We start from the raw sequence: 13419 nt of genomic DNA, 5'->3' as shown, positions 1-13419 counted from the left end.
GGCGAGGACCCCGTGCGGCCGGGCCGCGACCTTCGCGATCGGGGTACCAGCAGGCCCTCCCCGTCGAGGGGTGGCCCGACGTACCGTCGAGCCATGGATCTGAAGGCCGAGACCCGGGAGTTCCTCACGACACGCCGCGCGCGGCTCACCCCCGTCCGAGCGGGGCTGCCTGCCTACGGTGGTCATCGTCGCGTCCCCGGGCTGCGCCGCGAGGAGGTTGCGATGCTCGCGGGCGTCAGTGTCGACTACTACACGCGCATGGAACGCGGGAACCTCGGCGGCGTCTCGGAGGAGGTTCTCGAGGCGCTCGCGGCCGCGCTCCAGCTCGACGAGGCCGAGCACGGCCACCTCTTTGCCCTTGCGCGTGCCGCGCACGCGAGCGGTGCGAGCCGGGCTCGCGCCCGACGTGCCCGACCCGCGTCGTTGCGTCCCGTCGTGCAGCGCACGCTCGACGCTCTGCGTGACGCGCCCGCGCTCGTGCGCAACGGTCACCTCGACATCCTCGGCGCGAACCCCCTGGGGCGCGCGCTCTACTCACCGCTGTACGACTCGCCGACGGCCGTCCCGGGACGGCCGGTCAACACCGCGCGCTTCCAGTTCCTCGACCCGGAGGCCGCAGAGCGCTTCTGGGGCGACGCGACCGCACGCATCGCGCACGACGCGGTGGCGATCCTGCGCGCCGAGGCCGGCAGCAACCCGTACGACGTCGGCCTCACGAACCTTGTGGGCGAGCTCTCGACCAGGTCGGAAGAGTTCCGACAGCTGTGGGCCTCGCACGATGTCCGCTACCACCGGTCGGGGACGAAGGTCTTCCATCATCCGGTCGTCGGGAGGCTGGAGCTCGACTACGAGGCGCTCATCCTGCCCGCCGACGCGGGGCTCCAGCTGAACGTCTTCACGGCGGATCCGGGCTCAGCGTCGGAGGACGGGCTCGCGCTGCTCGCGTCGTGGGCCGCGACGCAGGCGCCGGCGGGTGCCGAGATGCCTCAGGTCGACGCGTAGAGCTCCGTCACCGTGTGGACGAGCTCGTCGAGGCCCGCGGGCCTCGCGTCGCGCAGCCACACGAGGCGCACCGCGATGCGCGGGCCGTCCTTGATCGGTCGGTAGGTGACGCCCGGGCGCGGGTGGTGGTCCGCCGTCGCCTGCGCCGTCGTGCCGACGCCGCGGCCCGCCGCGATCGCGTCGAGCCACGAGTCGACGTCCGTCGACTCGACGAACGTCGGCAGCGTCGCCGCTCCCTGCCACAGGTCCGAGCCCGTCGTTCCCGTGCGGGGGTCGATGACGACGGTGCGCCCCGCGATCTCCGCCATCGTCACCTGGCGACGGCGCGACCACAGGGCGTCGTCCGACGCGAACGCCACCAGACGACGCTCGAGACCCACGACGAACGAGCCGTAGCGGCGGTCGTCGACGGGCCTGCGCACGATCGCGACGTCGCACCGCCCCTCGGCGAGCCCCGAGGTCGGGGAGTTGAACCGCACGAGCTCGAGCCCGACCGCCGGGTGCTCGCGAGCCCACCGCCGCTGCAGCGGCGCGGTGTGCCGGCCGAGCGCCGACCACGCGTACCCGAGCCGCAGCAGCCCGTGCCGCGACCGCACGAACTCGCTGAACCGACCCGCCTCCGCGAGCACCCGACGGGCGTGGGGGAGGACCTGCAGACCGAACGCCGTCGGCTCGCAGCCGCGGGGCACACGCTGCAGGACGCGGTCGCCGAGTGCCTGCTCGAGCGCCGCGACCGTGCGCGACACCGACGCCTGCGACACGCGCAGCAGCAGAGCCGCGTCCGTGAACGACCCGGTCTCCGCGGCCGCGACGAACACCTCAAGCTCCCGCACCGTCCAGTCCATGACCTCAGGGTATGGCAGGCATGCATCATGCACTAGGAGAAGGACAGTCGCGCGCCTACCGTTCGACGCATGAGCCTCCTCGCGGCGCGCGGCACCATGCCCGCACCCAGCCCGACACCTCCGGCACACCCCGCCGGCCTCGTCGGCAACCCCTCCGCGCAGTCGACGCCCGACCGAGGCAGCGACATCCGCGTGACCACCGCCGGCACGCCGACGACGAAGGACCGCGCCGTCGGCATCGGCCTCATGCTCGGCGGCACCGTCTCCGGACAGGCCGGGGCCGCGCTCGGCGCGACGGCCTTCCCGCTCATCGGCCCCGTCGGCGTCGTCGCCCTGCGCCAGCTCGTCACCGCGGCCGTCCTCGTGCCCACGGTGCGGCCCCGCATCCGTGGCCGCAGCCGGGAGCAGTGGCTCCTCGCGCTCGGCCTCGTCGCCGTCTTCAGCGTCATGAACCTCTCGCTCTACCTCGCCGTCGAGCGGCTCGGCCTCGGCCTCGCGGTGACGATCGAGTTCCTCGGCCCGCTCGCCGTCGCGATCCTCGGCTCCCGGCGACGCCTCGACCTCGCGTGCGCGGTGCTCGCGGGCGTCGGCGTCGTCGTCCTCACGAACCCCGGCCCGACGACCGACGTCGTCGGCATCGCGCTCGCCCTCGCCGCCGCAGCCACGTGGGCCGCATACATCCTGCTCAACCGAGCCGTCGGCCAGCAGTTCTCAGGCCTCGACGGGCCCGCGCTCGCGAGCGGCCTCACGGCCCTCGCGTGGCTGCCCGTCGCCGCCTGGTGGTTCACGCAGCACCCGCTCACCTGGCACGCGCTCGCGCTCGGGGCCGGCTGCGCGATCCTCGCGTCCCTCGTGCCGTACGTCGTCGACGTCCTCGCGCTGCGCCGCGTGCCCGCACCCATGTTCGGGACGTTCGCGAGCATCAACCCCGTGTGGGCCGCCCTCATGGGCTGGCTCGTGCTCCACCAGACGCTCGACGTCAACGAGTGGGTCGGCATCGCGCTCATCGTCGCGAGCAACGCCGTCGTCTCCGCGCGCGGCCTGCGCCCGCAGGCCTGACGGCTACATCCAGCGGTTGCGGCGGAAGAGGACCCACAGCCCCGCACCGAGGGCGACCATGAGGCCCAGCGCCATCGGGTACCCGAGCGACCAGTGGAGCTCCGGCATGTCGTCGAAGTTCATGCCGTAGATCGCGCCCACGAGCGTCGGCGCGAAGAGGATCGCCGCCCAGCCCGAGATCTTCTTCATGTTCTCGTTCTGCCGCTGGTTGACGAGCGTCGCGTTGACGTTGAGGATCTGCGCGAGCGCCTCGCGCAGCCCCGCGATCGCGCTCGTCACCCGCGCAAGATGGTCCGCGACGTCCTGGAGATAGGCGCGCAGCTCCGGATGCACCCCGTGCTGCTCGAAGCCCGCCCGCAACCCGTCGACCACCGCGACCAGGGGCACCGCCGCATGCTGGAGGTCGATGATCTCCCTGCTCAGACGATAGATGCGCTCGGCGACCGCCTCGTCACCGTCGAACACCTGCCGTTCGATCTGCTCCCGGTCCACCTCGAGGTCCTCGACCACCCGCGCATACCCGTCCACCGCGACGTCGAGGAACGAGTGGACGACGGCCTCCGGCCCCAGCCGCAGCACCCCGGGATCCCGCACGAGCTGGTGCGCCTCCACCACGGACTCCCCGGAGCGCGACTGGCAGAGGATCGCGACGACGTTGCCCCGACGCAGCAGGTGGAACTCCGTGACGACGACGTCCTCCGTGGGGTCGTCGTACGCCGCCATGCGCGCGACGACGAACAGCACGTCCCCGTACCGCTCGAGCTTCGGACGCTGCCGCGCCTTGAGGAGGTCCTCGACGAGCAGCGGATGCAGGTCCCACACGCTGCCGAGGTGCGCGAGCTCCTCGGGCGACGGCATGTCGTAGCCGAGGACGACGAGGCTCTCCGGCTCCTCCTGCGCGAACGCGAGCGCCGCGTCGGCGGCAGCATCCGACGCGTTGTCGCCCACCGACCGGGACTCCACGACCTCACCGTTGCGCAGCTGCGTGACGTGCAACGTCGCGGTGCTCGCGTCGTCGGACCCGTCGCGACGGCCCATGAGGTCGAGCAGGCGACGCGGACGGTCGCGACGGGCAGGGCTCGTGGACATGAATGCTCCTAGGACGACGACGTTCCGAGCCTAGCGACATGGCGCGGGACCTAGGTCCCGCGGTGCGTGCCCGGGGGGAGGTACAAACGGAAGATGACGACGAGCAGATCGGCGGTGGGACGGGCGCTCGCGGCCGAGAGCCGCGTCGAGCTGCTCCACCGCCTGCAGACGGACGGCCCCCGCCTCGTCGACGACCTCGTCGCCGGCACCGGCCTGCACGCCAACACGGTCCGCGAGCACCTCGCCGTGCTCGTCGACGTCGGCCTCGTCCGGCGCACCCCCGAGGTGCGCACGGTTCGCGGCCGCCCTCGCATGATCTACCGCGTGACGACGGCCGAGGACCTCGCGTCCGACCCCGACGCCCGGAGCCGCCTCGAGGCCGACATCGCGCAGGCCCGCCGAGCCGCCGCCCTGCTCGCCGACGCCGCCCGCGACGACGGCACGACCGGGCGCGTTCCGGTCCCGGAAGGGTCCGAACGCGACGTCCTCGCGCTCGAGGCCCACCTCGACCGCGTCGGCTTCGACCCGGTGTACGCGCCGGGCGAGCTCACGTTCCACCTCTTCCGCTGCCCGTTCGTCGAGCTGGCACGCGCCCGTCAGGACGTCGTCTGCCGCCTCCACACCGAGCTTGCGCAGAGCGTGCTCGAGCAGGCCGACGGCGCCCACGAGGTCGAGCGGCTCGAGCCCTTCGTCGGCGAGGAGCACTGCACGCTCAGCCTCCGCCGTCGCATCGCCTGACCCGACGACCGACGACACGCTCGACGGATGTCACCCGAGGGGTGGCTCCGCCCGAGCCGGACGACTACGGTCGATTAAGCACGGTGTCGACGACGACATGCGCGAACCCTCCCGGGGCATGCTCGGACGACGGCACGCACGCCGTATCCGAAACGCACCCTGGGAGTGCAGATGGCGACGACCGCAGGACCAGACCTCGTCCGAGACCTGTCCAACTGGAACCCCGAGGACGAGCGCACCTGGGACAAGGGCCTCGCCTGGCGCACGCTCTGGGTGACGACGTACAACCTCACCCTCGCGTTCATGGTGTGGTACCTCGTCTCGGCCATCGCGCCGCGCCTCAACAGTGTGGGCTTCGACCTCGACCCGAGCCAGCTCTACTGGCTCGCGGCGATCCCCGGCCTCGCCGGCGGCGTCATGCGGCTCATCTTCATGTTCCTGCCGCCGATCGTCGGCACGCGCACCCTCGTGGGCGGCGCGACGACGCTCCTGCTGCTGCCCGTGCTCGGCTGGACGTTCGCCGTCCGCGACTCCTCGACGTCGTACGAGACGCTCCTCGTGCTCGCGTTCATGACGGGCATCGGCGGTGGCGCCTTCGCGGGCTTCATGCCCTCGACGAGCTACTTCTTCCCCAAGAAGAAGGCCGGCACGGCGCTCGGGCTCCAGGCCGGCATCGGCAACTTCGGCGTGAGCCTCGTGCAGCTCCTCGCCCCGTGGGTCGTCGGCTTCGGCCTCTTCGGGACCGCCGTCCTCACGCCCCAGTCGACGAAGGACGGCGGTGACCTGTGGCTGCACAACGTGGCGCTCGTCGTCGTGCCCTGGATCATCCTCGGCATCGTCCTCGCGGCCGTCGTGCTGCGACGCGTGCCCATCCGCGCAAGCTTCCGCGACCAGCTCGACATCTTCCGCGTCAAGCAGACATGGGTGATGACAGCGATCTACCTCATGACCTTCGGCGCGTTCTCGGGCTTCGCAGCGCAGCTCGGCCTCATCACGCTCGCCGAGTTCGGCAGCTTCGAGAATGCGCCCGACCCGCTGAAGTTCGCGTTCATCGGCCCGCTGCTCGGGTCCGTGACGCGCGCCGCGTGGGGTCCGCTCTGCGACCGCTTCGGCGGTGCGATCTGGACGCTCGTCGCCGGCATCGGCATGACCGTCTCGACCGTCTTCACGATCTTCTTCCTCGACCCGTCCGACGTCTCGAAGTTCGGCTGGTTCCTCGGTGGGATGCTCGCGATCTTCACGTTCGCCGGCATCGGCAACGCGGGCACGTTCAAGCAGATGCCGATGATCTTCGACAAGCGTCGCGCGGGCGGCGTCATCGGCTTCACGTCCGCGATCGCGGCCTTCGGCCCGTTCATCGTCGGCATGAGCCTGTCGTTCGTCGCGCCGCGCTCCTTCTTCATCGGCGCCGCCGTCTTCTTCGCCTTCTGCACGTGGCTCACCTGGACGAACTACGTCCGTCCCGGAGCGCCCCACCCGAGCTGACGCCCGCACGCCGGCCCCCACGGGGCCGGCGTTCGTGCACGTACGACGTCCACCTGACCCGGCGGAGCAGCCGAGAGAACGAGGATGAGCATGACCGACGCAGCGACCCGGGCCCCGGGCCTCGACAACGGCCTCGTCGACGCGCTCGTGCGCGTCGGCTCGAAGCTTCACAAGGGCACGGTCTCCGAGGACCTGCGTGCCGTGTTCGTCGAGGGAGGTCGGACCGGCGACGCGTTCTACCGGGACCGCTGGAGCCACGACAAGATCGTCCGGTCGACGCACGGCGTCAACTGCACGGGCTCGTGCTCGTGGAAGGTCTACGTGAAGAACGGCATCATCACGTGGGAGACGCAGCAGACCGACTACCCGTCGGTCGGCCCGGGCTCGCCCGAGTACGAGCCGCGCGGCTGCCCGCGCGGCGCCGCGTTCTCCTGGTACACGTACTCGCCGACGCGCGTCCGCTACCCGTACGTGCGCGGCGTCCTGCTCCACGCCTACCGGGCGGCGAAGGCACGCACCGGTGACCCGGTGCTCGCGTGGGCCGAGGTGACGGGGGACCCGGAGACGGCGCGCGCGTACAAGGCGGCGCGCGGCAAGGGCGGGCTCGTCCGGGCGACGTGGGAGGAGGCCGCGGAGATCGTCGCGGCCGCGCACGTCCACACGGCCAAGGAGTTCGGTCCGGACCGCATCGCGGGCTTCAGCCCGATCCCCGCGATGTCGATGGTGTCGCACGGCGCCGGCGCGCGCTTCGTGCACCTGCTCGGCGGCACCATGCTCTCGTTCTACGACTGGTACGCCGACCTGCCGGTCGCCTCGCCGCAGGTGTTCGGCGACCAGACGGACGTCCCCGAGTCGGCCGACTGGTGGAACGCGTCGTACCTCATGATGTGGGGCTCGAACGTCCCCGTGACGCGCACCCCGGACGCGCACTTCATGACGGAGGCCCGCTACCGCGGCCAGAAGGTCGTCACCGTCTCCCCGGACTACGCGGACAACACGAAGTTCGCCGACGACTGGATGGCACCCCACCCCGGCACGGACGGCGCGCTCGCCATGGCGATGGGCCACGTCATCCTCACGGAGTTCCACGTCGCGCGGCGCACCGCGCCGTTCGTCGACTACATGCGTCGCTTCACCGACGCGCCCAACCTCGTGCGTCTGCGCCGCCGCGGCGATGCGTGGGTCCCCGGCAAGTTCCTCACTGCCGCGGACCTCCCGACGCCGCCCGCCGACCGCGACGCCGCGTTCCAGACCGCGGTCCTCGACGCCGACGGCTCCGTGAAGATCCCCGGCGGGTCGCTCGGCCACCGCTTCGACCCGGCCAAGGCCGGCACGTGGAACCTCGAGCTCGGCGACCTCGACCCGCGCCTGTCCGTCATGGACCTCGACGGCTGGGACGGGCAGGCGGTCGAGCTCGACCTGCCGCGCTTCGACGTCGCCCCCGGCGACCCCGAGAAGGACGGCGCCGTCCCCGGCACGACCGAGCAGGGCCGCCACACGGGCGGCGCCGGCGCCGTGCGGCGCGGCGTGCCCGTCGTCGCCGTGGGCGACGAGCTCGTCACGACGGTCTACGACCTCATGCTCGCCCAGTACGGCGTCGGCCGTGACGGCCTGCCGGGCACGTGGCCGACGGGCTACGACGACCCGACGACCCCCGGCACGCCCGCCTGGCAGGAGGAGATCACCTCCGTGCCCGCAGAGCTCGCCGCCCGGATCGGCCGCGAGTTCGCGCAGAACGCCGAGGACTCCGGCGGCCGCTCGATGATCCTCATGGGCGCCGGCACCAACCACTGGTTCCACTCCGACACGATCTACCGCACGTTCCTCGCGCTCACTGCCATGACCGGCTGCCAGGGCGTCAACGGCGGCGGCTGGGCCCACTACGTCGGCCAGGAGAAGGTCCGCCCCCTCACGGGCTACACGCAGTACGGCAACGCGCTCGACTGGCAGCGCCCGCCGCGCAACATGATCGGCACCGCGTTCTGGTACCTCGCGACCGACCAGTGGCGCTACGACGGCCTGCCCGCCGACGCGCTCGCGTCGCCGCTTGCCGAGGGCACGTTCGCCGACCGCACGACGGCCGACTGCCTCGTCGAGTCCGCGCAGCGCGGCTGGATGCCCAGCTACCCGACGTTCGACCGCAACCCGCTCGACCTCGTCGACGAGGCCCGCGTCGCGGGCAAGGAGCCCGCGCAGCACGTCGTCGACTCCCTCGCCGACGGCTCCCTGCGCTTCGCGTGCGAGGACCCCGACAACCCGGCGAACTTCCCCCGCGTCCTCAACATCTGGCGCGCCAACATCCTCGGCTCGTCCGGCAAGGGCAACGAGTACTTCCTCAAGCACCTGCTCGGCACCGACTCCGCGGTCCTCGCCGACGAGGCCGGCCCCGACCGGCGTCCGAAGACGATGACGTGGCGCGACGAGGCGCCGCGCGGCAAGCTCGACCTCCTCGTGACGAGCGACTTCCGCATGACGTCGACGACGCTGTTCTCCGACGTCGTCCTGCCGGCCGCGACCTGGTACGAGAAGTACGACCTCTCGTCGACCGACATGCACCCGTTCATCCACTCGTTCAACCCGGCGATCAACCCGCCGTGGCTGACGCGCACCGACTTCGACATCTACGCGACGCTCTCCCAGGAGGTCTCGCGGCTGGCCGTCGGGCACCTCGAGGCCCGCTCCGACCTCGTCGCCGTGCCGCTCCTGCACGACACGCCCGACGAGCTCGCCTACCCGCGCGGCGAGGTCCCCGCGCAGGCCGAGCGCGTGCCGGGGCAGACGATGCCGAAGCTCGTCGTCGTCGACCGCGACTACACGAAGATCGCCGAAAAGTGGGCCGCGCTCGGCCCGCTCACCGACCGTCTCGGCATGGTGACGAAGTCCGTCGCGTTCGACCCGACGCCCGAGGTTGCCGAGCTCGGCGTCCGCAACGGCATCGTGCGTGACGGGGTCGGCGCAGGCCGCCCCCGCCTCGAGACCGCGCAGCAGGCGTGCGAGATGATCCTCGCGCTGTCCGGCACGACGAACGGCCGGCTCGCCGTCCAGGGGTTCAAGGACATCGAGCGGCGCACGGGCACGCGCCTCGCGCAGCTCGCCGAGGACAACGAGGGACAGCGCATCACCTTCGCGCACACGCAGGCGCAGCCCGTCGCCGTCCTCACGTCGCCCGAGTGGTCCGGCTCCGAGCACGGCGGCCGCCGCTACACGGCGTTCGCCATCAACATCGAGCACTCGCGGCCCTGGCACACGCTCACGGGACGGCAGCACTTCTACCTCGACCACGACTGGATGACCGAGCTCGGCGAGTCGCTGCCCGTCTACCGTCCGCCGCTCGACATGCACCGGCTCTTCGGCGACGCCCGCGTCGGCTCGACCGACGCGTCCGGCACGCGCGCGTCCGAGGGGCACGCCGAGGTCGCCGTCAGGTACCTCACGCCCCACTCGAAGTGGTCGATCCACTCCGAGTATCAGGACAACCTCTTCATGCTCGCGCTCTCGCGCGGCGGCCCCACGATCTGGATGTCGCCGCAGGACGCGGCGAAGATCGGCGTCACCGACAACGACTGGATCGAGTCGTACAACCGCAACGGCGTCGTCGTCGCCCGCGCGATCGTCTCCCACCGCATGCCGGAGGGGACCGTGTACATGTACCACGCGAAGGACCGCACGGTGGACGTCCCGAGGTCGGAGACCTCGGGGCTGCGCGGAGGTATCCACAACTCGCTCACGCGCGTGCTGCTCAAGCCGAGCCACCTCGTCGGCGGCTACGCCCAGCTGTCGTTCGCGTTCAACTACCTCGGTCCCACGGGCAACCAGCGCGACGAGGTCACGACCATCCGCCGCCGGAGCCAGGAGGTGACGTACTGATGCGAGTCATGGCACAGATGACGATGGTGATGAACCTCGACAAGTGCATCGGCTGCCACACGTGCTCGGTCACGTGCAAGCAGGCGTGGACGAACCGCTCCGGCATGGAGTACGTCTGGTTCAACAACGTCGAGACGCGGCCCGGCATCGGCTACCCGCGCACCTACGAGGACCAGGAGCGCTGGCGCGGCGGCTGGGAGCTCACCCGCCGCGGACGGCTCAAGCTCAAGGCCGGCGGACGCTTCTCGAAGCTCGTGAGCATCTTCTCCAACCCCGTGCTGCCCGAGATCTCCGACTACTACGAGCCGTGGACGTACGACTACGACACGCTCATCTCCGCCCCGCAGGGCGAGCACACGCCCGTCGCCCGCCCCATGTCGCTCATCACGGGCGACAACATGGCCATCACGTGGTCGGCCAACTGGGACGACAACCTCGGCGGCGCCGGCGAGACCATGCAGCAGGACCCGATCCTCGCGACCATGTCCAAGCGCGTCGAGGCCGAGTTCTCGCAGTCGTTCATGTTCTACCTGCCGCGCATCTGCGAGCACTGCATCAACCCCGCGTGCGTCGCGTCGTGCCCGTCGGGCGCGATGTACAAGCGCGAGGAGGACGGCATCGTCCTCGTCGACCAGGACCAGTGCCGCGGCTGGCGCATGTGCGTCACCGGCTGCCCGTACAAGAAGGTGTACTTCAACCACAAGACGGGCAAGGCCGAGAAGTGCACGATGTGCTACCCGCGACTCGAGGTCGGCCAGCCGACCGTCTGCTCCGAGACGTGCGTCGGCCGCCTGCGCTACCTCGGGCTCGTCCTCTACGACGCGGACAAGGCCCTCGCCGCCGCCGCGACGCCCGACGAGAAGGACCTCCTCGAGGCCCAGCGCTCGATCTTCCTCGACCCCCACGACCCCGAGGTCGTCGCCGCCGCACGCCGCGACGGCATCGCGGACGACTGGATCGAGGCCGCGCAGAACTCCCCGTGCTGGGACCTCATCTCCCGCTACGAGGTCGCCCTCCCGCTGCACCCCGAGTACCGGACCCTGCCGATGGTCTGGTACGTACCGCCGCTGTCGCCCGTCGTCGACGTCGTCACCGACTCCGGCAACGACGGCGAGGACGCGCCGACGCTCTTCCACGCGATCGACAAGCTCCGCATCCCCGTCGAGTACCTCGCCGGCCTGTTCAGCGCGGGCGACCCCGGTCCCGTCGAGCAGTCCCTGCAGCGCCTCGCGGCGATGCGCGCGCACATGCGCAACGTCAACCTCGGCCTCGAGCAGGACCCGCTCATCGCCGAGTCCGTCGGCATGGACGGCGCGACGATCGAGGCGATGTACGAGCTCCTCGCGATCGCGAAGTACGAGGACCGCTACGTCATCCCGACCGCGCACGCCGAGACGGCGCGCGAGCTCGAGATGCTCGGGCTCGACGAGCTCGACTCCGGCTGCTCCCTCGACCACGACGGCGGGCCCGGCATGGGTGGCCCGCGCTTCGGCTCGTCGAGCGGCAAGCCGCTGCGCGCGACCGTCGAGAACTTCCACATCCTCCAGGAGCGCCAGACGTCCGACGGCATGGAGGAGCCGCGCTCGCGCGTCAACCTCCTCACGTGGGACGGCAAGGGCACACCGCCCGGCATGTTCCCCGACCGTGAGGACGCGCCGCACGAGCACCCGCACGACGCCCCTCCCGGTGCCCCCGACCCCGACGGCCTCACGCCGCCCCCCGGTCCGGGACCCGACGAGGGCCCCGACGCCGGACCCGACCCGGGCCCGTCCTCCCTGCCCGAGGGAGGACCGCGACCGTGAGCGCCCCCGCACCCACCCTCTGGCAGCGCGTCACCGGCCGGGCGCCCCTGCCCGCCGGGCCGCCCGAGCCCGTCACGTCCGTGCCGCCCGCCTCGACCGCGCCGCGGCGCGGCGGACGCACCGAGCCGCTGCCGTTCCTCGAGCCGATCGACCTGCCCGACGAGCTGCGGCGCGCGACCCACATGGCCGTCGCCCTGCTCCTCGACTACCCGGACGCGTCGTTCGAGGAGCGGCTCGATGCCGTCGCGACGACCTCCCAGGCCCTGCCCGCGGTCCTCGGCGACGACCTGCGCACCCACATCGACACCGTCCGTGCGTGGGGCGTCGACCGCACCCAGACGCACTACGTCGAGACCTTCGACCAGAAGCGCCGCTGCGCCCTCCACCTCACCTACTACTCCTCCGGGGACACGCGCCGGCGCGGCATGGCGCTCGTGACGTTCGCCGAGGCGTTCGCCGCCTGCGGCTGGGAGCTCGGCGACGACGACCTGCCCGACTACCTGCCGAGCGTCCTCGAGCTCTCCGCACGCGACGGCGGCCCCGTCGCCGACATGCTCCTCGCGACCCACCGCGAGGGCGTCGAGCTCCTCCGCTCCGCGCTCCACCACGTGCGCAGCCCCTACCGGCACCTGCTCGACGCCCTGTGCCGCACGTTGCCGCAGGTCCCCGACGCCGTCGCCGCGCGCTTCGTGGACCTGCTCGCCGCCGGACCGCCCCAGGAGATGGTCGGCCTCGGCGGATCCCTCCTCCCGTTCCCCACCGTCCGCCAGGAGACGACGCCATGAGCACGACAGACCTCCTCCTGTGGGGCGTCCTGCCCTACGTCGCCGGCGCCGTCTTCGTCGTCGGGCACATCTGGCGCTACCGCTACGACCAGTTCGGGTGGACGACGCGCTCGAGCGAGCTCTACGAGAAGAAGCTGCTGCGCTGGGGCTCGCCCATGTTCCACGTCGGCGTCCTCATGGTCGCGGGCGGGCACGTCGTCGGGCTCCTCGTGCCCCGCGGGTGGCTCTACGCGATCGGCATCAACGAGCACATGTACCACCTCGGCGCGACGTGGCTCGGAACGTTCGCCGCGGTCCTCACCGTCGCGGGCCTCGCGATCCTCATCTACCGGCGTCGGCGCACGCGCTCCGTCTTCCTCGCGACGACCCGCATGGACAAGCTCATGTTCGTCGCGCTCGGCGGCGCGATCGTGTTCGGCACGGCTGCGACCGTCGTCGAGCAGATCATCGGCGGCGGCTACAACTACCGCGAGTCCATCTCGCCGTGGATCCGCTCGGTGATGTTCTTCCAGCCCGACCTCACGCTCATGGAGGGTGTGCCCGTGCTGTTCGCGCTGCACATCGTCTCGGGGCTGCTGCTCATCGCGCTGTGGCCGTTCACGCGCCTCGTGCACGTGTGGTCGGCGCCCGTCGGCTACCTCGTGCGGCCCCACATCGTCTACCGCTCGCGGGACGTGCAGCACGGCATGCGCGAGGGGCGTCCGGGCTGGGACCCGGTCGAGACGCGCTCGCGGAAGCGGTGAGACG

Annotated in this window: 10 protein-coding genes; 8 read left to right on the top strand and 2 right to left on the bottom strand. The window is 71.6% G+C overall.

The window, feature by feature from the left end; all coding sequences use genetic code 11:
* Positions 1–93: 93 nt before the first annotated feature.
* Positions 94–1002, top strand: a complete 909-nt coding sequence (locus G7063_RS14675; RefSeq protein ID WP_166415046.1) for a helix-turn-helix domain-containing protein — start codon at positions 94–96, stop codon at positions 1000–1002.
* On the opposite strand, the gene G7063_RS14670 is transcribed toward G7063_RS14675, so the two are convergent.
* On the bottom strand, positions 987–1847 hold the full coding sequence (locus G7063_RS14670; protein ID WP_166415045.1) for a LysR family transcriptional regulator: 861 nt from the start codon (positions 1845–1847) through the stop codon (positions 987–989). The genes G7063_RS14675 and G7063_RS14670 overlap by 16 nt on opposite strands.
* Positions 1848–1916: 69 nt before the next feature.
* Between G7063_RS14670 and G7063_RS14665 the strand changes: the two genes are divergently transcribed.
* Complete coding sequence (locus G7063_RS14665) at positions 1917–2906, top strand: DMT family transporter (protein ID WP_240916126.1); 990 nt, start codon at positions 1917–1919, stop codon at positions 2904–2906.
* A 3-nt stretch (positions 2907–2909) separates the two neighbouring features.
* On the opposite strand, the gene G7063_RS14660 is transcribed toward G7063_RS14665, so the two are convergent.
* Positions 2910–3995 carry a magnesium and cobalt transport protein CorA gene (locus G7063_RS14660; protein ID WP_240916125.1) on the bottom strand — a complete coding sequence of 362 codons (1086 nt, stop codon included), beginning with the start codon at positions 3993–3995 and terminating at the stop codon, positions 2910–2912.
* 93 nt (positions 3996–4088) lie between these two features.
* On the opposite strand from G7063_RS14660, the gene G7063_RS14655 reads away from it, so the two are divergent.
* The 6 genes from G7063_RS14655 (at position 4089) to narI (ending at position 13415) form a co-directional block, all read left to right on the top strand.
* On the top strand, positions 4089–4733 hold the full coding sequence (locus G7063_RS14655) for a metalloregulator ArsR/SmtB family transcription factor (RefSeq protein ID WP_166415044.1): 645 nt from the start codon (positions 4089–4091) through the stop codon (positions 4731–4733).
* Between the two features lie 171 nt (positions 4734–4904).
* Positions 4905–6218 (top strand): MFS transporter, encoded by a 1314-nt coding sequence (locus G7063_RS14650; protein ID WP_166415043.1) that lies wholly within the window; start codon positions 4905–4907, stop codon positions 6216–6218.
* Positions 6219–6302: 84 nt separating this feature from the next.
* Complete coding sequence (locus G7063_RS14645; RefSeq protein WP_166415042.1) at positions 6303–10085, top strand: nitrate reductase subunit alpha; 3783 nt, start codon at positions 6303–6305, stop codon at positions 10083–10085.
* Positions 10085–11887, top strand: coding sequence for a nitrate reductase subunit beta (gene narH / locus G7063_RS14640; protein ID WP_166415041.1), 1803 nt, complete (start codon positions 10085–10087; stop codon positions 11885–11887). The genes G7063_RS14645 and narH overlap by 1 nt, the downstream gene beginning before the upstream one ends.
* On the top strand, positions 11884–12672 hold the full coding sequence (gene narJ / locus G7063_RS14635) for a nitrate reductase molybdenum cofactor assembly chaperone (protein WP_240916124.1): 789 nt from the start codon (positions 11884–11886) through the stop codon (positions 12670–12672). Before narH ends, narJ begins: the two co-directional genes overlap by 4 nt.
* Entirely contained in the window at positions 12669–13415 is a 747-nt protein-coding gene (gene narI / locus G7063_RS14630) for a respiratory nitrate reductase subunit gamma (protein ID WP_166415040.1), read from the top strand. Before narJ ends, narI begins: the two co-directional genes overlap by 4 nt.
* Positions 13416–13419 lie beyond the last annotated feature (4 nt).

It is taken from the genome of Sanguibacter sp. HDW7 (assembly GCF_011300875.1).
Classification (GTDB): Bacteria; Actinomycetota; Actinomycetes; order Actinomycetales; family Cellulomonadaceae; genus Flavimobilis.
The sequence above is the reverse complement of the archived record's forward strand: the minus strand, read 5'-3'. Positions and strand labels throughout refer to the sequence as shown.

Coding starts and splice junctions, on each gene's coding strand:
- G7063_RS14675 (WP_166415046.1), top strand. CDS start 94: ATGGATCTGAAGGCCGAGACCCGGGAGTTCCTCACGACACGCCGCGCG.
- G7063_RS14670 (WP_166415045.1), bottom strand. CDS start 1,847: ATGGACTGGACGGTGCGGGAGCTTGAGGTGTTCGTCGCGGCCGCGGAG.
- G7063_RS14665 (WP_240916126.1), top strand. CDS start 1,917: ATGAGCCTCCTCGCGGCGCGCGGCACCATGCCCGCACCCAGCCCGACA.
- G7063_RS14660 (WP_240916125.1), bottom strand. CDS start 3,995: ATGTCCACGAGCCCTGCCCGTCGCGACCGTCCGCGTCGCCTGCTCGAC.
- G7063_RS14655 (WP_166415044.1), top strand. CDS start 4,089: ATGACGACGAGCAGATCGGCGGTGGGACGGGCGCTCGCGGCCGAGAGC.
- G7063_RS14650 (WP_166415043.1), top strand. CDS start 4,905: ATGGCGACGACCGCAGGACCAGACCTCGTCCGAGACCTGTCCAACTGG.
- G7063_RS14645 (WP_166415042.1), top strand. CDS start 6,303: ATGAGCATGACCGACGCAGCGACCCGGGCCCCGGGCCTCGACAACGGC.
- narH (WP_166415041.1), top strand. CDS start 10,085: ATGCGAGTCATGGCACAGATGACGATGGTGATGAACCTCGACAAGTGC.
- narI (WP_166415040.1), top strand. CDS start 12,669: ATGAGCACGACAGACCTCCTCCTGTGGGGCGTCCTGCCCTACGTCGCC.